Genomic DNA, 21691 nt, shown 5'->3' on the forward strand with positions numbered 1-21691 from the left:
GGCGTGGTCTCGCCACTGGGCTCAGATGTCGTCGTCCCGAATCGACGACGGGTGACGACACAGAGGTGTCACCGAAATCTTCATGTACGGAAACAGAGGCAGGCCGACCAGGATGTCGTGCAGCTCGGCGTTGCTCTCCACATCGAAGATGCTGTAGTTCGCGTATTCGCCGGCCAGACGCCAGATATGGCGCCACTTGCCGCTACGCTGCAGGTCCTGCGAGTAAGCCTTCTCGCGGGTCTTGATGTCGTTGGCGATGTCCGCCGGCATGTCGACCGGCAGGTTGACGTCCATTCGTACGTGGAAAAGCATGGTCAGCGTCTCCTCAATCAGGAGGTGTTAATTGGCGGGCGGGTGGGCGTCACTTCGTGACTTTCATCAGCCCATCGCGAGTGAAGCGCTTGACCTTCGCTTCATCCAGTTCGATGCCAAGACCCGGGCCGTTCGGCACGGTCAGTTCGAAGTCGCTGTAGTCCAGCGGCCGGGTCAGAATTTCTTCGGTGATCAGCAGCGGGCCGAACAGTTCGGTGCCCCATTGCAGGTTCGCGAAACTCGCGAACAGATGTGCGGACGCAACCGTGCTGAACGCGCCTTCGAGCATCGTGCCGCCGTACAGTTCGATGCCGGCGGCATCGGCGATCGCGGCCACGCGTTGCGCGGCGAACAGGCCGCCGCTCTGCTCAATCTTGATGGCGAACACGTCGGCGCCGCCGTTCTTTGCGATTTCGAATGCGCTGTCCGGGCCTTGCAGGACTTCGTCGGCCATCAGCGCGACCGGGAAGCGGCGCATCAGGCGCGCGAGCGCGGCAGCCGATGCAACCGGCTGCTCGACCAGATCGCAGCCCGCGTCGGCCAGTGCCGGAATCGCCCACGCGGCCTGGGTTTCGCTCCACGCCATGTTGACGTCGACACGCACCGCCGCGCGCTCGCCGACCGCTTTCTTGATCTCGGCGACGTGTTTGATATCGGTTTTGAGTTCCTTCGCGCCGATCTTCAGCTTGAAGACGTTGTGGCGGCGCACTTCGAGCATGTGCTCGGCTTCGGCGATGTCCTTCGCGGTATCGCCCGAGGCGAGCGTCCACGCGACCGGCAGACGTTCACGGCGGCGCCCGCCCAGCAGTTCGCTCACCGGCACGCCCAGGCGCTTGCCGTGCGCGTCGAGCAGCGCGGTTTCGAGCGCGCTCTTCGAGAAATGATTGACCTTGACCAGCTTGCCCAGGTGCGCCATCAGCGCCTGGATGCGCGTTGCGTCCTTGCCGATCATCGCCGGCGCGAAGTACGCGTCGATCGCGAGTTTCATCGCTTCCGGGCTTTCCGGGCCGTACGCCATTCCGGCGATCGTCGTGCCTTCGCCGATGCCGACCACGCCATCGCTGCAATAGACCTTCACCAGCATCAGCGTCTGCCCGTACATCGTGGCGACCGACAGTTTGTGAGGGCGGATCGTCGGCAGATCGACGAGGCTCGTTTCGATGCGTTCGATGGTCGGGTGGGTCATCGCCAATCCTGCAGAATGAACTATGTTGCATGGATTTATACCTGCCAGCTTTTCTAGCGTCCAATACTTTTTGGATCGTCTTCAATACCTATAAAATATCGAATCTGCGCGAAGCCCGAGTTTATTCGGGATATCGCATCGCAACATATGAAGTAGGTATTGAAAACCCTGATTACCAATCGGAGACAGAAACCATGGATATCCGCCAGCTCAGGTACTTCGTCACGGTCGCACGTGAAAAAAACTTCACACGCGCCGCCGAGCTGCTGAACATCGCGCAACCGCCCCTCAGCCGGCAAATTCAGTTGCTCGAGGAGGAGATCGGCGTCGCGCTGCTGATTCGCCACACCCGCCCGGTCCGGATGACCGACGCCGGCCGTCTGCTTTACGAACAGGCGATGCAGGTGCTCGGGCGCGTCGAACAGATGAAAGCCGCCGCCCGCCATGTCGGCCTGCATCAACGCAGCGTGCTGTCGATCGGCTTCGTCGGCTCCGTGCTGTACGCCGGCTTGCCGACGCTGCTGCGCAAGCTGCGCCAGAACGCGCCGGAGCTGGATATCCAGATGGTCGAGCTGATGTCGATGCAGCAGATCGACGCGCTCAAGGAAGGCCGCATCGACATCGGCTTCGGCCGCGTGCATCACAACGATCCGAACGTCGCCGGCATCGTGCTGCGCGAAGAGCGCCTCGCCGTCGTGGTGCCGATCCGCTCACCGATGGCCCAGCACGCGGGCCCGCTGCCGATGGCCGAACTGGCCGGCCAGACGCTGATCGTTTATCCGAAAGAGCCGCGTCCCGGCTTCGCCGACCAGGTATTGAACGTGTTGCACGGTCATGGCGTGCAGGTCGGCGAAGTGCTGGAAGTGCGCGAAATCCAGAGCGCGCTGGGTCTCGTCGCCGCCGAGTTCGGCGTCTGCGTGGTGCCGGCTTCCGCGCGGCAGGTGCGCCAGGATGTGCATTACCGCCTGCTCGACAGCGACCGCGCGACCTCGCCGGTGATCTTCAATCATCGCGTCAACGACAATTCGATCTACATCGACCTGGTCAGACGCCTGATCGACGAGATGTACGCGGAACGCCCTTCCTGGCTGGAGACGGATGACCTGAGCAAGCCGGCGCATCGCGATTGAGCGGGCCCCGGTAGCGCGGCCCGCGAGCCGGCTCAGAAACTGTGCCGCAGGCCCGCCGCCATGCCGAGCTGGGAAGCGCCTTTCGCGGGCGTCGTGCCGCCGCCACCGGTGCTGAGCGTGTAAGCGGCCTGCGCGCTGTTGGCCAGATACGCGCCCTGCAGATAAACCGCCGTGCGCGCGCTCAGCAGATAGGTGCTGCGCAGCGTGCCCATCGTGGCGCGGGTGTTGTGGCGCGCATTCACCACGCGAAAGACCTGGCCGTCGACGATCAAAGACGACGTGACCGGATACGACGCGCCCAGATAAAACAGATCGGCGTACACGTTCGCGATTGCCGGCGAATCGGGCCTCACGCGGCGCCCGGCCCAGCCGCCGCCGACTTTGAGGCCGTAGAGCTTGGCCCAGCCGTTCAACTGCATGCGGATATCCTTGTCGGCCGCGTTGGTCAGCGGGACCGGCTCGATTCCATCGAAGAAGTTGGCCGCCGCGCTGCCGCCACCGCGTTGCTCGTCGTAGGCCGCCGCCACGCCAAAGTTGCTGGCGTCGTACTTCAGCAGCGCCGACCACTGCCGGCATTGCGTTGGCGAGCCCGCGACCTCGCCAGCGCCTTGGCCCGCGACCTGGCCAGCGACCTGGCCAGGACAGGGGCCTTGCCGCGGCGTAGTGCCGTGCGCCGAATTCTCGCGGCCGAACGAGTAGGTCGCCCCGAGCGTGAGTCCATTGAAAGTGCCCTTGTACGCGATTGCGTTGTCGCTTCTGGCATTCGCGTAAGCGGGGTCGAGCGCGCCGGAGCCGAAGATGTCGGGGCCGAGAATATCGGAATCCTTATTGGCCCACGAGGTCATCGTGTACTGCCGCCCGAAGCTCAGTTGTCCGTATGGACTGGAAAGGCCGACCCATGCCTGGCGGCCGAACAGCCGGTGCGCGAGGCCCAGTTCGCCGTCGCGCGCGTTGAAGCCGCTTTCGAGCGTAAACACCGCCTGCAGATTGCCGCCCAGGTCCTCCGAGCCGCGCAGGCCCCAGCGCGACGGCAGTTCGCCGGTGATCGCCGGCATCCGCACGAGCTTGTCGCCGGCGGGATTGGCGTTCGATACATATTCGATGCCGTTGTCGATGATGCCGAACAACGTGATGCTGGTTTTAGCGTACGCCGACACGCTCAATGCGCAACACCCCGCGGCCACCCAATGCTGCAGTTTCATTTGTCACCTCCGTTGTTTTTGTGCGTTCCTGCCGGTACAGATGCCGGCAAGTGCTGTCGCCGAGTCTTCGCCCGGTCAACCTTTCGACTTGTAATAATAAACGGAGTGTGCAGTAATGTGCGCTTTTTTGCTATTCTGACAAGATTTTCATGAAGTTTTGTTCATATTCGCCGTTTATTTTGCCGCGCAGGACTCACCCCGGCGACGGCGACGGACGAAAAAAACCGACGCGAGCGTCGGTTTCCGAAGATGAGGGCGAAAGCGCGGTGGAGCTCGCCTGCTAACTCTGCGGCGCCTCCGCACCGAGATGCGCGGCGATCCGGTCGCGCAGTTGCAGATATGCGTCGGCGAGGGTCTTGTCGCTGGTGTCGAAACTCATATCGGCGCGGCCATAGAGTTCGCCCCGCCCGGCCAGAATTCGTTTGAGATCGTCCATTGCCTCGCGATTGCCGGACATCGGCCGCATGTCGCCTTGCGCGATCACGCGGCGCATATGCTCCTCAGGCGTCGCGCGCAGCCAGACCGTAAAGCAGTGGCCGAGCAGCGTATTGAAGGTCGCCGACTCCGACACCAGACCGCCGGGCGATGCGATCACCACGCTCGGATGCTCGGCGATCACCGCCTCCAGCGCACGCTGTTCGTAGCGCCGGTACGCGCTCGCGCCATACAGCGAATGAATTTCGGACGGCGGGCAGCCGGCCAGTTGCTCGATGATTTTCGTCAGTTCGACGAACGGCTTCTTCAACTCCTGCGCGAGCATCTTGCCCAACGTCGACTTTCCGGCGCCGCGCAAACCGATCAACGCGACGCGGTCGTTGCGGTGCGGATCGGCCGGCGTCTGCTCGAACAGATCGGCGAGGGCCGAGCGCGCGCGGCGCAACGCCGACTGGTCGCGCCCTTGCAGAAGCTCGCGAATGAACAGCCATTCGGCGGACAACGTCGTCACGTCGCCGATCACTTCCGCGAGCGAGCAGTTCAACGACGCCGCCAGTTGCCGCAGCACCTGGATCGACGGGTTGCCGGCGCCCGACTCCAGCGTGGCCAGGTGCCGCTCGGACAGACCCGTTTCGACCGCCAGCGCCTTGCGCGTCATCCCGCGCCGCGCGCGCAGCAGCCGCACGCGATCGCCCATCGCCGCCAGAAAGGGGTCGCGCGCGCCGCGCGGCGCGTCGGCCCCGGGTTCATCGCCAGAGGGAATTTCACTGTCCGTGGAGTCTGTCCGCTTCATCTTCCAAGCCTGTTTTGCATATATCAGCACTATAATGCTTGAAATGCATCTGGCAAGTGGTCAAATTTCACGAAACCCGTCATATATCGCAAGTTTTCGCGCAATTGGATGCCGCGGCGTGGCAAGCATGAGACAGCTGGGAAATCAGTAAAGCAGCTGGCGGAGCGCGGAATCACACCCCTAGGTAGCGCTGCAATAAAGCGCCGTCGGCGGCAATCTCGGCGGCCGGCGCACTCGCGACCGCACATCCCTTCTCCAGAATCAGCGCGCGGTCGGCCTGCTCCAGTACCGCCCGATAATTCCGGTCGACGATCACCGTCGCGATCCCATTGGCCCGGATCACCGAGATCACGTTCCAGATCTCCTGCACGATCTTCGGCGCAAGGCCTTCGGTCGCTTCATCGAGAATCACGCACAGCGGGTTGGTGATCAGCGCGCGGCCGATCGCGAGCATCTGCTGTTCGCCGCCCGACAGTTGTGCGCCGCCATTGGCGAGCCGCTCCTGCAGACGCGGAAACGTCTCCAGCACCCGTTCGAGCGTCCATTGCCGGCTGCCGTCGGCGCCGGGCCGTCCGGCCAGCAGCAGATTCTCCTTCACCGACAGATTGGGAAACACGCCGCGCCCCTCCGGGACATACGCGACACCCATGCGGGCCACCACGTGCGGCCGCGCCGACGACACATCGATACCGTTGATGCGGATCTGCCCGCTGCGGGTTCTGATATGCCCGAGCAGGCTGCGGATCAGCGTGGACTTGCCCATCCCGTTTCTGCCCATCAGCGCGAGCGTTTCGCCTTCGCGCAGGCCCACGTCGACACCGCGCAGCGCATGGCTCGAGCCATACCACGCGTTCACGCCGGTCGCCTGCAACAACAGCGGCGGCGTTGCAGATTGCGGCTCAGTGCGCATCCACGGCTCCCAGATAGGCGTGTTGTACCGCGCGGTCTTCCTTGACGGCCGCGGCCGTATCGGAAGCGATCACCGCGCCGTCGACCATCACGGTGACCCGGTCGGAGATCGCGAACACCGCATCCATGTCGTGCTCGACCAGCAAAATCGCGTGGGTCGGACGCAACTCGTTCAGCAGATCGAGCACGCGCGAGGTTTCCTCCGGACCCATGCCGGCCAGCGGTTCGTCGAGCAGCAGCACGTCGGGGCGGCCGGCGAGACACATCGCGATTTCGAGCTGACGCTTTTGCCCATGAGACAGCGTGCCCGCGAGCCGCTGCGCGTATTGCGTCAAGCCGGTGCGTTCGAGCGCTTCGCTCGCACGCTCGTTGCTGACCGCGCACCGGCTCGCGGCTTCATGCACCCGCCATGCGCGCGGTTCATGCGCCTGGGCCGCGAGCCGGCAGTTTTCCCGGACCGTCAGCGGCGCAAACACGTTGTTGCGCTGATAGGTGCGGCCGATCCCGGCACACGCTCTGCGCCGTTGCGGCCAGTTGCCGACCGACTGTCCGTGCAGCTTCACGTCACCCGAGGTGGGCGTCAATTCTCCGCACAGCAGGTTGATCAGCGTGGATTTCCCCGCGCCGTTGGTGCCGATCACGCTATGGACCGTGCCCATGTCGACGCTGACGGACACGTCTCGCACCGCCACGAGGCCGCCGAAACGCTTCGTCAACCCAACGGCCTGCAGACCGTCGCGACGCTCGCCGGCAGCGGCGCTGCTGCTGCTGTTTTTATCTTCACTCACGCGGCACTCTCCTCGTCCGGTCCCACCCCCTCGTTCGACCCGCCGCGAGCGGCGCGGCCGCGCTCGAAGCGCGCACACAGCGTGGCCGCGAAGCCCGAGATGCCGTGCGGCATGCCGGCGACGGCCACGATGATCAGAACTCCGAATAACAGCTGCCAGTGTTTGGTCAGTTCCGCGAGCCAGTCGCTCAGCAGCACGAACGCCAGCGCGCCGGTGATCGCGCCGCCGAAACCGGAGCCGCCGAGAATCACCATCAGCAGGACATCGCCGGACTGGCGCCACGAGAACAGTTCGGGATTCACGTAGCCGTACTGGAACGCATAGAGTGAACCGGCAATGCCGGCCAGCGAACCGCCAATCGCAAAGCTCGCGAGTTTGTAGAAGAACACCGGATAGCCCGATGCGGTCATCCGCTGCTCGTTATGCTTGATGCCGGTCAGCGCGTGGCCGAAGCGCGAGCGCATCGTCAGCTGCAATAGCGCGACGGTTGCCACCAGCACCGCGAGCACGCACCAGTAGAAGTGGCCGGCATTGGCGGTGTCGAGCCACTTCCAGCCGAACACGCCGAGCACCGGCTTGAAGTAGATATAGCTGCCGTCGCTGCCGCCGAACCCCTTGCCGTCGTGCACGAGGTAATACAGCATCTGCGCGAACGCGAGCGTCACCATGATGAAATAGATGCCGCGCGTACGCAGAACCAGTGCGCCGATGATCAACGCGAGCAGCAGCGCCACCACCGCGGACACCGCCAGCATCGCCAGCAGGTTCGCGGCGCCGGCCTCCGGCGCGAGCAGCGCGGTCGTATACGCGCCCGCGCCGAAGAACGCCGCGTGGCCGAGGCTGACCATCCCCGTGCAGCCGACCAGCAACTGCAGGCTCAACGCGAAGATCGCCACGATCATCACCTTCGACAGCAGCTCGATCGTGTAACCGCCCCCGCTCAGCAGCGGCACGAGTGCCAGCGCGACAAGCACTGCCACGCAAGCGGGCCACCGCAAGCGCTGCGGCCACGAAGCGCCCGGCGCGCTGCCGTGCGGGCGCGTCGCGAGAAAAGTTTTTGCCATCGTTGTTAGCCTCGCTTGAGCAAACCGGCCGGCCGCCATAGCAGGATCAGCGCCATCAGCAGATAGATCGCGAGGCCAGCGCCGTCCTGCCACAGCATCTTGCCGAACGTATCGACGAAGCCGACCAGCAGCGCGGCCACCAGCGCCCCCGCAACCGAACCGACGCCGCCGATCACGACGACGAGGAAGCAGATGATCAGCATCTGACTGCCCATGCCCGGATACACGGTCGACACCGGCGCGAACAGCATCCCCGAAATCACCGCGAGGCCGAAGCCGAGCGAAAACACCACCCGGTACAACAGCGTGATGTTGATACCCAGCGACTGCGCCATCTCGCGGTTCGACGCGCCGGCGCGGATCGCCATGCCCACGCGCGTCTTGCGGATCAGCCAGTACAGAGCGGCCGCGAGCACAATGCAGGCGCCCGACACGAACAGCCGGTACACCGGATAAAGCATTCCGTTGCCGATCTCGATCGAGCCCGACAGAATCGCGGGCACCGGCACGCTGTGCACGTCGTCGCCGACCAGGATGCTGCGCAGTTCCTCGACGATCAGGATCAGGCCATAGGTCATCAGCACCTGCTGCAAATGGTCCCGCTCGTACAGGAAACTGAAGAACACCCATTCGAGCAGATAGCCGATCGCGAGCGACAGCACGACGCCCAGCAGCAAAGCGACGAACAGATTGCCCGTCAACGAGGTCAGCGTGAAGGCGAAATATGCGCCGATCATGTAGAAGCTGCCGTGCGCGAGATTGATGATGCCCATGATCCCGAACACGAGCGTCAATCCGCTGGCCACCAGAAACAGCAGCATGCCGTACTGCACGCTATTCAGGCACTGGACGAGGAACGTCGCGAAAGACATGGCGCGGCCTTCGTCAGTTCATCGAACAGCCGCGTGCCGGGTCGGCTAGCGCCTTCGCCGCGACGGACAGCAGATGGTTCTCGTTGCCCTTGACCTGACGCAGATAGATGTCCTGCACCGGGTTGTGCGCCTTCGACATCACGAACGCGCCGCGCGGACTGTCGATCTTCGCGCGCTCCATCGCGTGCACCATTGCATCACGTTGTGACATGTCGCCCTTGACCGCGACCAGACCCGCGGCGAGCAGTTGCGCGGCGTCGTAACCCTGCACCGCGTAGACGTCCGGCTGCAGCTTGTAGGTCTTCGCGTAGTCGAGGCGGAAGCTCTGATCTTTGGGCAGCGTCAGGCCGTCCGCATAGTGCAGCGTGGTCAGCAGACCCTGGGCGGCGCTGCCCTGCGCATCGAGCGTGCCGTCCGTGAGAAAGCCCGGACCGTACAGCGCGATCTTGTCTTTCAGACCGGCCGCCGCGTAATCCCGGACGAATTTGACCGCGCCCGCGCCGGCGAAAAAGACGTACACCGCATCGGGCTTCGCGGCCGCGATCTGCGTGAGTTGCGACTGGAATTCGACGTTCGGAAACGGCACGGTCAACTGTTCGTCGACCTTGCCGCCGGCCGCTTCGAACGCTTCCTTGAAGCCTCGCACCGACTCCTCGCCCGCCGCGTATTTCCACGTCAATGTCACCACGTGCTTCGCGCCCTTGGACGCGGCGACTTTGCCCATCGCATACGCGGGCTGCCAGTTCGAAAACGACGTGCGGAAAATATTCGGCGCGCACAGCGGCCCCGTCACGTTGTCCGCGCCCGCATTCGGCACGATCAACAGCGTGTTGGTATCTTTCGCGACTTTCGCCATCGCCATCGCCACGCCCGAATGCACGGTGCCGAGCAGCAGATCGACGTGATCGCGCTTGACGAGACGCGTCGCGTTCTCGGCCGCTTTCGACGGATCCGACTCGTCATCGAGCCGCACGTATTCGACCGGACGCCCCGCCAGTTTGCCGCCCTGCTCCTGCACGTACAGCTTGAAGCCATTCTCGATGGCGACGCCGAGCGGCGCATAAGTGCCGGTAAACGGCAACATCACGCCGACGCGTACAGGTTGATTCGCGGCGGCTGTCTGCGCCTGCGCTGCCCCGGTCAAAGCGGCCGAGCACAGCAGTGCGAGGCCCGCGCGCTGCAGGGATGACGAAATTTTCATGGGAGGTCTCCGGCTTGAATTGTCGAGATCGGTAATCCCGGACTTTTTATTGCGGCCAACGAACTGCTTACAGCTGTGTTGCTGCACTCTAGCGAGCAGCAAAAAGGAAGTAAAGTGCGCGTTAACGCCAATGCCTCGTTAAACAGGCATTTAGCAATGCATTTAACTGCACTTTATCTGACAGTCCGTTAGCGATCGATTCGCGCGTCGCCCCCGGCAGCAGCCTCGGCGGCAGCCCGGACCGTAACCTGCACCGCAGCCCAGAGGCCGGCCCACCAAGGCCCCGGCGACTCGATACCGCGGCGATATGAAAGCAGATGAAATCGGTATTGGCGAAATGAAGCGCGCTCCCATACGCTGCGTTCACTCGCCCATCTTGAAAAACAAAAGCAACGCCCTCGCGCGTGCATGGAGACATTTTGAATAAGCCTCTCGACCTCTCGTCACTCATTGATCGCGAACCGCTTCGACCGTATCAATGGGCCATTTTTCTTCTCTGTTTTCTGACCGCGGTATTCGACGGTTTCGACACGCAGGCCATCGCGTTTACCGGCCCGGCGATCGTCGCGGCATTCGGCCTGCGGCCCGGCGATCTTGCGCCGATCCTGAGCGCCGGCATCGTCGGCATGACGATCGGCGCGATGACGCTGGGCCTGATCGGCGACCGGGTCGGCCGCCGCCCCGCGTTGCTCGGCGGCGTGGCGATCTTCGCGATCGCGTCGTTGCTCACGGCCGGCGCGACCAGCACCTGGCAGATTCTCGCGTTGCGCTTCATCGCCGGTCTCGGGATGGGCGGCTGCACGCCGGTGCTGCTGTCGCTCGCCGCGGAGTACGGCCCGGCGCGCAGCCGCGGCGCGATCATGACCGGCGTGCTGCTCGGCTTGCCCGCCGGCGCGATGCTCGGCGGACTGTTGGCCGCGCGGATGCTGCCCGTGATCGGCTGGCAAGGCGTGTTCGTGGTCGGCGGCGGCGCGCCGCTGCTGCTGCTCGTCGTGCTGTATTTCGCGCTGCCGGAATCGCTGCAATACCTGGTCAGCAGACCGGGCCGCGACAGCGCGCAGCGCGTGGTCAAAACGCTGCGCCGGATCGTCAGCGTCGCGGTGCCGCCGGACACCGCGTTCCAGCTTCCCGAATCGACCGCGCGCGCCAGCGTTGCCGCGCTGTTCAGCAACGGCAACGCGCGCAATACCGGCGCGATCTGGATCGTCTATCTGTGCAACTGGGTCGCGTGGTTCATGTTCCTGTCGTGGCTGCCGACCGTGCTGAAGACGGCAGGCCTGCCGGTCACGCAGGCGCCGCTGGGCACGGTGATCGTGAACGCGGTGTTCATCGTCTGCGCGATCCCGCTGTCGATGCTGCTGCCGAAGGTGAACACCCGGCGCTTGCTGATCGTGCTGCTCGGCCTCGGTATCGCGATTGCCGTCGGGCTCGCTTATGCAGGGACTTCGTGGGGCCTCGTGTTCGTGCTCGCGGGAGCGGCCGGGCTCGGCATCGGCGGTCAGCAGATCGCGCTGAACTATCTGGTGGTGAGCGCCTATCCGACGACGTTGCGCGCCACCGCGACCGGCTGGGCAATCGGCATGGGCCGGGTCGGCGCGATTGCCGGCTCCGCGGTCGGCGGCACCGTGCTCACGCACGGCGGGCCGAGCGGCTTCTATCTGGCGTTGGCGGTGCCGCTCGCGGCGGCGATGCTGGCCGTGCTGGCGATTCGTGTCGGAGAACGAAGCGACGACGGCGAGCTGGTCGTCGCGCACTGAACGGCTGGGGAGCGCCGGCCGCCTCGCGGGTTTCTTTTCGCTACGGCGGCCGGCGCTTTCAAACCGATTGCTTCAAAGGCTGCATGCCGTGGCTCTCTTCGCCGGCACTGCGCCGGATCAGGCGGTTGCGGGTGCGTCGCGTAATCGCGATCACCGCGAACACGACCGGCCCGATCAACAGGCCTTCGGCTAGTTCCGGCTCGATCGGCAGACTGAGAACATGCAGCGCCTTGAAAGCGGCGGCCGCCAGCGACAGTACGTAGTACGAAATCGCCGCTACCGATAGCCCCTCCACCGCATGCTGCAGATGCAGCTGGTTACGCGCGGTGCGCTCCATCCCGCCGAGCAGGCGCGTGACGTCCTTTTCCTGCGTGAGATTCACGCGCGTGCGCAACAGGTCCACCGCGCGCGCGATCCGGGCTGCAAGCACTTCCTCGCGCGCCCACACGCTGCGGCAGGTTTCCATCGCCGGCGCGAAACGCCGCTCCATGAACTCCTGGATCGTCGGCATGCCCTCGATCCGTTCTTCGCGCAACTCGTTGATGCGCGCCAGCACCAGCTTTTCGTACGCGCGCGACGCGCTGAAACGTCCCGCTTGCCCCGACAACGATTCGACCCGCACCGCAAGGTGCGTGAGGCTGACCAGCAACTGCGCGTCGTTACCCGCCGCGCCGCGCGCTTCCATCCGTTGCATCAGGTCCTGAAGCGCGCCGTGAATCTCATCCAGCTCGCGACTCATCTGCCGTGCGACCGGCAGCGCGAGCAGCGCCATCATCCGGTACGTTTCGATCTCGTAGAGCCGCTGCAACAGCCGGCCGCCCTGCTCCTCGCGAAAGTCGTCGTCGATGACGAGAAAGCGCATGAAGCCGTCCGCGCGTACCCGCCAGTCGCAAAACACCTGACCGCCGCCGAGCACGTTGCTGCCGACGAGGATCGGACCATCGAACCATTGCCGGACCGCCCCGTGCGCCCCGTGCGCCGCCTGCGTCGCGTCACCGCTGAGCAGTTCCATGCGCGCCGCGACGAACCGGCTGCCGGCGAGCTGCGCGAACCAGTGCGCGGGAATGCCTTGAATCGCGGCATCGCTGAACAACGCCTGGCCGTCGCTGCGCGGGATAACGAACGTGAAGGTCGAGAACTCGGTGTGGCGCTCCCACTTCAGATGCCATCCGCACGGCGACTGCACCGAATAGTGCGTCGCGCCTTCCGCGGGCGCGGCGATGCCGGTGTCGCGGCACAGCGACTGCAGCAACGTCTCGTGCAGCGACGGCTTGTGTTCCGCATAGACCGCGTAGTGAATCAGCGAAACCGCTTCGGCGAGTTTCAGAAAAGGCCGCGCGTGCAGTTCTTCCGCCAACGCGGTTCGCAACGGATGATCGAGGTATTCCGGAGTCGGCATTTTCACCATGCTATTCACGCAGTCGAGTCGAGGCTTCGGGAAGGCGGCTTTCAAGCACTATGACCGAATCGGCCCTACAAACAAAGATCATAGTTTTGATAGATACCTTCAGGAATTCTGATGGATAGGCGATGCCGCCCGGGCGGCGGGCAAAGCCAGAATCATGGCGGCCCGGCGCCGCGCGATTCCGCTTCACTGGCGGAGCGTTTCGACCCGTTTTGAACGCCCGCGGGCCGCAGCACCTGGTTGGGACGGCCAAGGTTAAACGCCGGTTTACGCCCCTTACCGACTGTGCAAGTATCTTTGCCAACGCGCATCCCGCCCATCTTTGCGAGGTTGAACATGGCCTGGAAACTCTGGAAGACCGAGAAGCGGCAGGACGAAACGCGCAACTGGCCGGCCGATACCCATGAGTCGTTAAAGCAGCTGCTGGATATGTACCTGAGCGAGGACGCGCCGCCGTTCGCGAACTGGGCGGCGCACGGGATCAGCTTTGCGCCGGAAATGACAACGCTCGCCCGCGACGGCGTGCGCGGCTACCAGCTGGCGCTGTGGTTCTGGCTGTTTGCCGAGAAACACGGCACGATCGCGGCCCGGATGGTGCGCGAATCGTTCTGCCTGCTGGCCGATACCCGGCAGCCGTCGGCCGGCGCGCGGATCGACGCGCTGCTCGAATTGGAAAACCGCCTCGCGCGTTCCGTCGAATTCCTGTCCGCTCAACAGCGCAGCTTCCGGCTGGAGGACCTGCCGGTGGAACTGCCGACGGAGTTTTTCCTCGCCACCAGCCTGCTGCGGCTGGCACCGGATTCGCCGTATGCCGGCAGCGAGAACCCCGACCTGCAAGGCAACGACTACAAACTGGCCGACTGCTTCCGCCATGCGACCGAAGAGGGGCTCGCGCTATTTCGGCCGATGATCGACGCGGTCGAGTTCGACGCGAAGGCGCTGCCCAACTGGCAATGGAGCACTGAGCCCGGCGCGGCCGAGCGGCACCTGCAACGGCGTCACAACAATCCGCTGTTCCCGCTGCATCGGCAGATGGTGACGGCCCACGAAGTATTCGAAGCCCGGCTCGCCGATGCGCAGTCGCTGCAGGACATCAGAGGCGAACTGGGCGAGCTGCGCCGCGCGTTCTCCGAGACCACCGAACTGCCGTTGAACTGGCAGTCGTTCCTCGAAGCTTACCGGGACCGCGTGGACCGGCTCGATGAACGCCGGCTGGTCGCGGGCGGACAGAGCACCGCGCTCGCGGAAGCGATCGCCGGGCTGCGCGCCGAGATCCTCGCGACCTGGCGCGCGTCGATCCACAAGAGCCCGCATAGCCTCGCCGCGCTGGAGCAGGACGAAGCGCAACGCAGCGAGCGGCGCGCGCTGCTGTACGGATGCGACTGGACCGCCCAGTTGCTGAGCCACGGCTCGCTGATTCCACCGGACGAGGTCGTGCCCGCGCTGCTGAGCGAACCGGCGGCCGAGCTGGACAAGGCGGTAAGCGGCCTGCACAGCGAGCCGCGGCTGCACGAGACGCTCGCGCAGTGCCGGGCGAGCGCGCACCGGCTGGTGAACGAGCTGCGCGCGGCGGGTCATCCGCTGGCCGATATCGCCGACAAGCTGCGCATTCTCGATCGCGCCCCCGGAACCGTGCCGGACTGATAATCTTCGTGATGTGCGCCCGCCGGTTACCGTGGGGTCCGGCGGATCGACGCGGCCCGCAGCGCACCCGAGCGCACCTGGGTGCACCTGAGCGCAACGCCGCCTAAGACCACAAAGGCCCATCATGAACCCGTCCTCTCGCGTCCCGACCGATATAGCCACGGAGGCGGCATCGACGCTTGCCGAATACCTGGAGCTTTCGCTGGATAAAGGCAAGAGCCTGATCCTGGTCCGCACTCAGGGCGGCAACAGCAACGTCTATCTCGGCGAGCCCGGCGAGCCCGATGCGGAACTGAAACGCTGCGCGGCCCTTCAGAACAGCGTGGTCGACGCGATGCTGGAGGCGACCCGCTCGGGACTGAACGAGCTGGTCATCGAAGGACAGACCTACCGTTTCGTGCGGACCTTCGCGCAGGTTGCCGAACATGGCGCGGTGGTTTTCACGCCTGCGTAATCGGCTAAGTCACGCGCCCGGGTGAGTCACGCGCCCGAGTGAGTCACGCGCGCTTGCCGCCGCCGGGTCAACGCAGGAGGATAGTCATGAATACGCTCGCGAAATTTCCGGCCCGCACGTGCCGCACCCGCCGCACATGGCAGAGGTGGCTCACGATGATGATCGCGACGTTCTGTTTGCTATTTCAGAGCGCGCTCACGCACGCGCAGGACCGCGCCGCGAGCCTGCGCGAAAAATATCAGAGCCTGACGCAGCAGCTCGCGCAGAACCAGTTTCAGCGCCCGCTCTACCTCGAATCGGTGGAACTGCCGTCGGCACTCGACGGCAATATTTACGGCGTGCTCAATCATCCGTTCGCGCTCGTCAGCGGCGCGCTGAACGACCCGGCTCAAGGCCCGGCCAACTGGTGCGACGTGTTGATCCTGCATCTGAACACCAAGTACTGCCACGCATCCACGACAGCCGACGGCACCGTGCTCGCGGTGAATATCGGCAAGAAAACCGAGGAATCGTTGTCCTCGTCGTACCGCGTGCAATTCAATTATCGATCGGCGGAAAGCCGCGCCGACTATATGCGCGTGGAATTGTCCGCCGCGACCGGGCCGCTGAGCACGAAAGACTACAAGATCGTGCTGGAGGCGATCCCGGTGGGCGAGAACCGCACTTTCATTCACCTGACCTACGCGTACGGTTACGGCACGGCGGGACGGCTTGCGATGAAGACCTATCTGGCAACGATCGGCAGCGACAAGGTCGGCTTCTCGTCCACCAGCGATCCGTCGACCAATGAACCGAACTATGTCGGTGGCGTGCGCGGGCTGGTCGAACGCAACACGATGCGCTATTACCTCGCGATCGAGGCTTATCTCGACGCGCTGTCGAGCCCGCCGAACGCGCGCCTCGATAAACGTCTCGCCAACTGGTTCGATGCGACCGAACAGTATCCGCGCCAATTGCACGAGGTAAGCCGCGCCGACTATATGCGGATGAAGCACAACGAATATCAGCGGCAGCAGAGCGAGCAATAAAACAGGCCGAAGCTCACGGCGCATAACGCGTGAATACATAATCACGCTCTTTCACCCGCGCCGCATGGCACGCAAAACAGGTCTGATGCTGGGCCAGATCGGCGGGCATGCCGTTAATGAAGCGCCCGAAACCCCAGCCACCGGTCGATGCATAGCGACGCGAATCCTTCACCATCACCTGGACCGTGGTCGCTTCGCCCGGCACGGTCGCCGGCGCGAATTCGTCCGACTGCTTCTTCCTGTAGGCCAGCTTGACCAGAATGGTCCCATCCGGAAACGGCTGGGTCGCGTTTTTGATCGCCGCGATCGCCACCGGATTACCCAGCACCACACGCAATTCGTCCAGCGGCGCCGCTTCCGCGGCGGGCGCCACCATCTGCCATTCGCGATAGCCGGGCGGAATCGTCACGCCGTAGATCGGCGACGCGGCACCGGTTGCAGCGCCGTCCGCTGCCGCCGCGACAGCAGCGTGAGCCGCGAACGCGGCGAGCAGCACCACCGACGCGAGCCGCCGCGCCGCCACGCGCAAGAGTTTCATCGTGCGCACTCCCAATTAAAGACGCGTGACTTGCAGCATCGCGTCGGCGAATGCCTTCGGCGCTTCCTGCGGCAAGTTATGGCCGATCCCGCCGTCGATATTGCGGTGCTGGTATTTGCCGGTGAACTTCTTTGCATAGGCGGCCGGTTGCGGATGCGGCGCACCGTTGGCGTCGCCTTCGAGCGTGATGGTCGGAACCGCGATCGGCGGCGACAGCGCAAGCTTTTTCTCGATCTCGTCGTATTTGGCCTCGCCCTGCACGAGACCCAGACGCCAGCGATAGTTGTGAATCACCACCGCGACATGATCCGGATTCGCAAACGAGGCCGCCGTGCGCTCGTACGTGGCATCGTCGAAATGCCATTGCGGCGATGCGAGGCGCCAGATCAGTTTGTTGAATTCGTTACGGTTTTGCGCATAGCCCAATTCGCCGCGCGCGGTCGAGAAATAGAACTGATACCACCACGCCAGTTCGGCTTGCGGCGGCAGCGGCTTTTCGTTGGCGGCCTGGCTGCCGATCAGATAACCGCTCACCGACACCAGCGCCTTGCATCGTTCGGGCCACAGCGCGGCGACGATATTCGCGGTGCGCGCGCCCCAATCGAAGCCGCCGATCACCGCCTGCTTCACCTTCAGCGCATCCATGAACCCGACCACATCGACAGCGACCACCGCTTGCTGGCCGTTGCGCGGCGTGTCCGCCGACACGAAGCGCGTCGAGCCGTAGCCGCGCAGAAAAGGAACCAGCACCCGGTAGCCGGCCTGCACGAGGATCGGCGTGACCTCGGCGAAGCTGTAGATGTCGTATGGCCAGCCGTGCAGCAGGATCGCGACCGGACCGTCTTGCGGCCCGGCATCGACATAGCCGATGCTCAACCCATTGGCCTGAACCTGACGAATTTCGCCGAACGACGCAGCGCCCGTCGCCACGGCCGCCGACTGCGCGCGCGCCAGTTCGCTCAACCCCGCACCCGCCAGCGCAACGCCTGCGAGGCCCGTACCAAGAATTTGGCGACGACGTTCGTTAATCTGTTCCGACACGATCCAATCTCCTGAAAAGTAGTGAGAGCCGAAAGTTCTCGACTAGTCTTTCGCTTTCCTCAACAAGCGCTGTGGCCAACTCATATGGCAGCGCTTAGGTCCTGGTTGCGAGAACCGGAGAGAAGCGTAACTTCAGGAGAGCGATCGCACTATACGGCGATCGGTGTAGCGCACTATACGGACGTATAGCGGCGAGACAACGCGCAACGGCAACTGCGAACACTACCGCTTGCGCGCCGGTTTCAAACCCAGCTTCGCGGCCAGATTGACCAGCTCGGGCAACGACTGCGCATTCATTTTCTGCATGACCTTGCCGCGATGCATCTTGACCGTGATCTCACTGATCCCGAGTTCACCGCCGATCTGCTTGTTCAGCAGACCGGACACCACCAGCGCCATCACTTCGCGCTCGCGCGCGGTCAGTGTCGCGTAACAGGCCCGCACGTCACGCAGTTCGAGCTGGCAATCGAGTGCGTCGCGGCTGCGCGCGAGCGCGTCGCGAATCGCCTGTAGAAGGGTTTCGTCGTCGAATGGTTTGGTCAGGAATTCGACCGCGCCGGCTTTCATCGCCTGCACGGTCATCGGTACATCGCCGTAACCGGTGATGAAAATAATCGGCATGTCGGGCCGGTCGGCCGCGATGCGTTGCTGTAACTGGAGGCCGTTCACTTCCGGCAGCGACACGTCGAGCACCAGACAACTCGGCACAAACACGCGCGGCGTCGCGAGAAACTGTTCGGCCGACTCGAAGATACGCGCGCGCAGACCCGCGCTGCGCAGCAGTAATTCCAGCGATTCGCGCACGGAAATGTCGTCGTCCACGACGAACACGAGCGGCTCGGCTTGCGAACCGCTCGAAGGCACAGCCTGCTGACCTACTCCACGTTGAGGCACGTCATTCCTCTTTCTCGCCTCGCAGCAGCGCGCGACTTTGCGTTCTCATCCAGCCTCAGTTGTTATCCAGCGCGGCCTTCAGCGCCGCGAGCAGCGCGGTGTCGCTGAACGGTTTGAACAGGCACTCGCGTGCCCCTTGCGCGAGCAGGCGCGCGCGCAGCGCTTCGTCCTTGTGGGCGGTAATGAAGACCACCGGCACCGGCTTGCCGATCCGTTGCAGCTCGCGAAAGAGCCCGACCCCGCCCATACCCGGCATATTGACGTCGAGGATCAGACAATCGGTTTGATCGACGACTTCGGACGCGAAAAAAGCTTCCGCCGATGAGAACACATTGACCGCATATCCGAACACTCTCACCAGATCAGGAAGCGACTCCCGCACTGCTTCATCATCATCGATCAACGTTACCAGCATGGTTGCCCGCAATCAAGTCTCGCCGGGACGGCCGCCCCGTCCCCTGCGCTGCGCGCGCAGGCGTGACGCAGAGCGGCCGGTCCCCGATACCTGGGTATTCACTCAAATAGAAAAACTTTGCTGGCAGCGCAGTCAGGAACTCGCCTTGCACTGCGTAATAAATCAAATCCATCTTCCAGCGCGCAGGTCCATGATTACGGACCCAACCGCGCGCGTCCATCATACGGTGGTATGTATAGAGGCGCGCGGCGTTCAGCGGCGGTAGACCGGAATCGAGAAACCGAACAGCGCGCCCGGGCCGTCGCCTACGGTCGCGGCCCACAGGCGGCCGCTCTGGCTTTCGATGATCGAACGGCTCACCGCGAGACCGATGCCCATGCCGTCGTCCTTGGTCGTATAAAAAGCGTCGAACAGCCGCTCGACATCGCGCGGATCGAAGCCGACGCCCGAATCGCGCACGGTCAGACGCACCATCCCGTCCGCTTCGGCCTCGGTTCTGACCCACAGGCGGCGCGGCCGGTCCTCGACGCCGTTCATCGCATCGGCGGCATTGCGCAGCAGATTCATGATCACCTGCTGGACCTGCACCCGGTCGCCGCCGACGAGCGGCAAACCGTCCGCGAACTCGGTGCGCACGATCACGCGCGCGCGGTCGAGGTCGTGCTGCATCAGCGCGATGATTTCGCGCGCGGTGTGGCCGAGGTCGATCGCCTCGATCGTCGCGCTGCGCCGGCTGAACAGCGCGCGCAGGCGGGCGATCACGTCGGCCGCGCGATTGCCGTCGCGAATCGTGCGGCGCGCGGTTTCCCGCGCGCCTTCGAGATTCGGCGGCACGGCCGCGAGCATCCGCAAACAGGTACTCGCGTTGGTCACGATGCCCGCGAGCGGCTGGTTCACTTCGTGCGCAATCGAAGCGGTCAACGCGCCGAGACTCATCACGCGCGACACATGCGCGAGTTCCGCGCGCGCATTGTCGAGCGCTTCTTCGGAGCGGCGCCGCTGACTGATATCGAGCACGGTGCCGACATACTCGCGACGCCCCGGCCGATCCGCCGCGCGATGCGCGAGCAGGTGCAGATGCTTGATCGACCGGTCCGGCATCAAGAGCCGGTACTGGCTCTCGACATCGGTGTCGCCGCGATACAGTTGTTCGATCACCTGGGTCGCGAGAGCGACGTCCTCCGGGTGATAACGCGCGACGATCCGCTCGAGCGTCACCGTGCTGCCGGGTTCGAATTCGAAGATGTGATAGAGCTGCTCCGACCACGCGATCTCGCCGCTATCCGCATGCCATGAGAAGTTGCCCATCCGCGCCAGCGCCTGCCCCTCGGCGAGAAACGCTTCGCTGCGCCGCAGCTCTTCCTCCGCGCGCTTGCGATCGTCGATATCGATATTGATCCCATACCATTTGACGACGTTGCCATGCTGGTCGCGCAGCGGACTCGTGCGAAACAGAAACCAGCGGTACAAGCCGTCGTGGCGCCGCATCCGTGCCTCGGCCGCGCCCGGCATCCGGCTTTCCATGATCTGGTTCCACGCGGTGATCAGACCCGGCAGATCGTCCGGATGGACCGCCTTGGTCCACTCGTAGTCGCGTACTTCGTCCAGACTGCGGCCGAGATAATCGAGGTAGTACTGGTTATAGAACTCGCCGGTGCCGTCGACGCGCGCCGACCACACCAGTGCCGGCAGCGCGTTGATCGTCTCGTTCAGATGGCGCTCGCTTTCCGCGAGCGTGATTTCGGCGCGCTTGCGGTCCTCGATATCGATCGACAGCAGAAACCAGCGCACAATGCCGCCGTCGCGATCGCGCAGCGGAAAGCCGCGCACGTTGAACCAGCGATACACGCCGTCGGCGCGCCGATGGCGATTCTCGACGTTATACGGCGTGCCGTTCGCATGCGAGGCCGCGTGCGCGGCAATCGTGGCCGGCAGATCGTCCGGATGCACGACGTCGTCGCTGCGCCACGAGCGCAGTTCTTCGTATGACTTGCCGAAGTAATCGCGCGCGAGCCGGTTCTGCCCTTCCACTTCACCGCATGGCGACGTGACCGTGACCGGCACCGGAATGCTGTCGACGATCGACTGCAGATCGAGTTCGCCTTGTTTGGCCGCGGCCTGCGCGCGCTGCAAATCGTCGACGTCGGTGCAGGTCGCGCACCATCGCACGAGCTGTCCGTCGGCGTCGTGAAGCGGATTGATGTGGATGACGAACCAGCGAAGCTGGCCGTCGAAGCGCCGCAGACGCGCGCTGATTTCGGCCGGCTTTTGGGACTCCAGCAGCGCCGCGTGCTGCTGCAGGAGTCCGGGACGGTCGTCGGCGCTCACCGCGTTCTGCCACTGCGAGTCCGACGACGCCGCGAGATCGAGCCCGGTGTAGGCGCGCCAATGTCGGTTCACGAAATCGACACGGCCGTCGGGCAGCGCGGTCCAGGCAAGCACGGACAGCGCATCGAGCACGACGCCGAGATCAATGGCCAATCCCATCATTATTGGATTCTTCAGAGCCAGGCGCCGGTTTTCCAGACAATCGCCAAGGCCGGCGTACAGGTGGCTCGTTGGCCTGCCGGGAATTTTGAGATGAGATTATTCCATGCGGGTACGGCGGTCGCAATAGCGCGAC

The 21691-nt window shown here is 64.2% G+C and carries 20 protein-coding genes; 5 read left to right on the forward strand and 15 right to left on the reverse strand.

Going from position 1 to position 21691, the window contains the following annotated elements:
* Nucleotides 1–21: 21 nt before the first annotated feature.
* Together catC and LJ656_RS25450 are read right to left on the reverse strand one after the other, a co-directional pair.
* Nucleotides 22–312 (reverse strand): muconolactone Delta-isomerase, encoded by a 291-nt coding sequence (gene catC / locus LJ656_RS25445; RefSeq protein WP_230510515.1) that lies wholly within the window; start codon nucleotides 310–312, stop codon nucleotides 22–24.
* A gap of 49 nt (nucleotides 313–361) precedes the next feature.
* Nucleotides 362–1498, reverse strand: coding sequence for a muconate/chloromuconate family cycloisomerase (locus LJ656_RS25450; protein ID WP_230512293.1), 1137 nt, complete (start codon nucleotides 1496–1498; stop codon nucleotides 362–364).
* A 194-nt stretch (nucleotides 1499–1692) separates the two neighbouring features.
* On the opposite strand from LJ656_RS25450, the gene LJ656_RS25455 reads away from it, so the two are divergent.
* Nucleotides 1693–2628: a LysR family transcriptional regulator gene (locus LJ656_RS25455; RefSeq protein WP_230512294.1), complete on the forward strand. Its 936-nt coding sequence runs from the start codon at nucleotides 1693–1695 to the stop codon at nucleotides 2626–2628.
* A 32-nt stretch (nucleotides 2629–2660) separates the two neighbouring features.
* Here the strand turns inward: LJ656_RS25455 and LJ656_RS25460 are convergent, their stop codons facing one another.
* The 7 genes from LJ656_RS25460 to LJ656_RS25490 form a co-directional block, all read right to left on the reverse strand.
* On the reverse strand, nucleotides 2661–3830 hold the full coding sequence (locus LJ656_RS25460) for a porin (protein ID WP_230512295.1): 1170 nt from the start codon (nucleotides 3828–3830) through the stop codon (nucleotides 2661–2663).
* A 280-nt stretch (nucleotides 3831–4110) separates the two neighbouring features.
* Nucleotides 4111–5058, reverse strand: coding sequence for a helix-turn-helix transcriptional regulator (locus LJ656_RS25465; RefSeq protein WP_230512296.1), 948 nt, complete (start codon nucleotides 5056–5058; stop codon nucleotides 4111–4113).
* A gap of 172 nt (nucleotides 5059–5230) precedes the next feature.
* On the reverse strand, nucleotides 5231–5968 hold the full coding sequence (locus LJ656_RS25470) for an ABC transporter ATP-binding protein (RefSeq protein ID WP_230512297.1): 738 nt from the start codon (nucleotides 5966–5968) through the stop codon (nucleotides 5231–5233).
* Nucleotides 5958–6755 carry an ABC transporter ATP-binding protein gene (locus LJ656_RS25475; RefSeq protein ID WP_230512298.1) on the reverse strand — a complete coding sequence of 266 codons (798 nt, stop codon included), beginning with the start codon at nucleotides 6753–6755 and terminating at the stop codon, nucleotides 5958–5960. Before LJ656_RS25475 ends, LJ656_RS25470 begins: the two co-directional genes overlap by 11 nt.
* Nucleotides 6752–7819, reverse strand: coding sequence for a branched-chain amino acid ABC transporter permease (locus LJ656_RS25480; protein WP_230512299.1), 1068 nt, complete (start codon nucleotides 7817–7819; stop codon nucleotides 6752–6754). The genes LJ656_RS25475 and LJ656_RS25480 overlap by 4 nt, the downstream gene beginning before the upstream one ends.
* 5 nt (nucleotides 7820–7824) lie before the next feature.
* Entirely contained in the window at nucleotides 7825–8691 is an 867-nt protein-coding gene (locus tag LJ656_RS25485) for a branched-chain amino acid ABC transporter permease (protein ID WP_230512300.1), read from the reverse strand.
* A gap of 13 nt (nucleotides 8692–8704) precedes the next feature.
* Complete coding sequence (locus tag LJ656_RS25490; RefSeq protein WP_230512301.1) at nucleotides 8705–9892, reverse strand: ABC transporter substrate-binding protein; 1188 nt, start codon at nucleotides 9890–9892, stop codon at nucleotides 8705–8707.
* A 419-nt stretch (nucleotides 9893–10311) separates the two neighbouring features.
* Here LJ656_RS25490 and LJ656_RS25495 point away from each other — a divergent pair, with 419 nt between their 5' ends.
* Nucleotides 10312–11649: an MFS transporter gene (locus LJ656_RS25495; RefSeq protein ID WP_230512302.1), complete on the forward strand. Its 1338-nt coding sequence runs from the start codon at nucleotides 10312–10314 to the stop codon at nucleotides 11647–11649.
* A gap of 58 nt (nucleotides 11650–11707) precedes the next feature.
* Here the strand turns inward: LJ656_RS25495 and LJ656_RS25500 are convergent, their stop codons facing one another.
* Nucleotides 11708–13048 (reverse strand): DUF3422 family protein, encoded by a 1341-nt coding sequence (locus LJ656_RS25500; protein ID WP_230512303.1) that lies wholly within the window; start codon nucleotides 13046–13048, stop codon nucleotides 11708–11710.
* A 342-nt stretch (nucleotides 13049–13390) separates the two neighbouring features.
* Here LJ656_RS25500 and LJ656_RS25505 point away from each other — a divergent pair, with 342 nt between their 5' ends.
* The 3 genes from LJ656_RS25505 (at nucleotide 13391) to LJ656_RS25515 (ending at nucleotide 16180) form a co-directional block, all read left to right on the forward strand.
* Nucleotides 13391–14698 (forward strand): tryptophan leader peptide, encoded by a 1308-nt coding sequence (locus LJ656_RS25505; protein WP_230512304.1) that lies wholly within the window; start codon nucleotides 13391–13393, stop codon nucleotides 14696–14698.
* Nucleotides 14699–14822: 124 nt separating this feature from the next.
* Nucleotides 14823–15152, forward strand: coding sequence for a hypothetical protein (locus tag LJ656_RS25510; protein WP_075297822.1), 330 nt, complete (start codon nucleotides 14823–14825; stop codon nucleotides 15150–15152).
* Between the two features lie 158 nt (nucleotides 15153–15310).
* Nucleotides 15311–16180: a hypothetical protein gene (locus LJ656_RS25515; RefSeq protein WP_230512428.1), complete on the forward strand. Its 870-nt coding sequence runs from the start codon at nucleotides 15311–15313 to the stop codon at nucleotides 16178–16180.
* A 13-nt stretch (nucleotides 16181–16193) separates the two neighbouring features.
* On the opposite strand, the gene LJ656_RS25520 is transcribed toward LJ656_RS25515, so the two are convergent.
* The 5 genes from LJ656_RS25520 to LJ656_RS25540 all read right to left on the reverse strand — a co-directional run bounded on the left by LJ656_RS25520 (nucleotide 16194) and on the right by LJ656_RS25540 (nucleotide 21555).
* Nucleotides 16194–16718: a cytochrome P460 family protein gene (locus LJ656_RS25520; RefSeq protein ID WP_230512305.1), complete on the reverse strand. Its 525-nt coding sequence runs from the start codon at nucleotides 16716–16718 to the stop codon at nucleotides 16194–16196.
* Between the two features lie 15 nt (nucleotides 16719–16733).
* The gene (locus tag LJ656_RS25525) at nucleotides 16734–17759 is read right to left on the reverse strand and encodes an alpha/beta fold hydrolase (protein WP_230512306.1); all 1026 of its coding nucleotides are present in this window, start codon (nucleotides 17757–17759) and stop codon (nucleotides 16734–16736) included.
* 222 nt (nucleotides 17760–17981) lie between these two features.
* The gene (locus LJ656_RS25530; protein ID WP_230512307.1) at nucleotides 17982–18653 is read right to left on the reverse strand and encodes a response regulator transcription factor; all 672 of its coding nucleotides are present in this window, start codon (nucleotides 18651–18653) and stop codon (nucleotides 17982–17984) included.
* Between the two features lie 55 nt (nucleotides 18654–18708).
* Nucleotides 18709–19068, reverse strand: coding sequence for a response regulator transcription factor (locus LJ656_RS25535; RefSeq protein ID WP_230512308.1), 360 nt, complete (start codon nucleotides 19066–19068; stop codon nucleotides 18709–18711).
* A 252-nt stretch (nucleotides 19069–19320) separates the two neighbouring features.
* Entirely contained in the window at nucleotides 19321–21555 is a 2235-nt protein-coding gene (locus LJ656_RS25540; protein ID WP_230512309.1) for a PAS domain-containing protein, read from the reverse strand.
* Nucleotides 21556–21691: the final 136 nt, after the last annotated feature.

The organism is Paraburkholderia sejongensis (assembly GCF_020880815.1).
In the GTDB taxonomy this organism is placed as follows: Bacteria; Pseudomonadota; Gammaproteobacteria; order Burkholderiales; family Burkholderiaceae; genus Paraburkholderia; species Paraburkholderia sejongensis.

Excerpts from the sequence above, each read along its gene's own strand:
- LJ656_RS25455 (WP_230512294.1), top strand. The coding sequence starts at position 1,693 with ATGGATATCCGCCAGCTCAGGTACTTCGTCACGGTCGCACGTGAAAAA.
- LJ656_RS25520 (WP_230512305.1), bottom strand. The coding sequence starts at position 16,718 with ATGAAACTCTTGCGCGTGGCGGCGCGGCGGCTCGCGTCGGTGGTGCTG.
- LJ656_RS25450 (WP_230512293.1), bottom strand. The coding sequence starts at position 1,498 with ATGACCCACCCGACCATCGAACGCATCGAAACGAGCCTCGTCGATCTG.
- LJ656_RS25460 (WP_230512295.1), bottom strand. The coding sequence starts at position 3,830 with ATGAAACTGCAGCATTGGGTGGCCGCGGGGTGTTGCGCATTGAGCGTG.
- LJ656_RS25510 (WP_075297822.1), top strand. The coding sequence starts at position 14,823 with ATGAACCCGTCCTCTCGCGTCCCGACCGATATAGCCACGGAGGCGGCA.
- LJ656_RS25485 (WP_230512300.1), bottom strand. The coding sequence starts at position 8,691 with ATGTCTTTCGCGACGTTCCTCGTCCAGTGCCTGAATAGCGTGCAGTAC.
- catC (WP_230510515.1), bottom strand. The coding sequence starts at position 312 with ATGCTTTTCCACGTACGAATGGACGTCAACCTGCCGGTCGACATGCCG.
- LJ656_RS25540 (WP_230512309.1), bottom strand. The coding sequence starts at position 21,555 with ATGGGATTGGCCATTGATCTCGGCGTCGTGCTCGATGCGCTGTCCGTG.
- LJ656_RS25535 (WP_230512308.1), bottom strand. The coding sequence starts at position 19,068 with ATGCTGGTAACGTTGATCGATGATGATGAAGCAGTGCGGGAGTCGCTT.
- LJ656_RS25470 (WP_230512297.1), bottom strand. The coding sequence starts at position 5,968 with ATGCGCACTGAGCCGCAATCTGCAACGCCGCCGCTGTTGTTGCAGGCG.
- LJ656_RS25505 (WP_230512304.1), top strand. The coding sequence starts at position 13,391 with ATGGCCTGGAAACTCTGGAAGACCGAGAAGCGGCAGGACGAAACGCGC.
- LJ656_RS25515 (WP_230512428.1), top strand. The coding sequence starts at position 15,311 with ATGATCGCGACGTTCTGTTTGCTATTTCAGAGCGCGCTCACGCACGCG.
- LJ656_RS25500 (WP_230512303.1), bottom strand. The coding sequence starts at position 13,048 with ATGCCGACTCCGGAATACCTCGATCATCCGTTGCGAACCGCGTTGGCG.
- LJ656_RS25465 (WP_230512296.1), bottom strand. The coding sequence starts at position 5,058 with ATGAAGCGGACAGACTCCACGGACAGTGAAATTCCCTCTGGCGATGAA.
- LJ656_RS25480 (WP_230512299.1), bottom strand. The coding sequence starts at position 7,819 with ATGGCAAAAACTTTTCTCGCGACGCGCCCGCACGGCAGCGCGCCGGGC.
- LJ656_RS25490 (WP_230512301.1), bottom strand. The coding sequence starts at position 9,892 with ATGAAAATTTCGTCATCCCTGCAGCGCGCGGGCCTCGCACTGCTGTGC.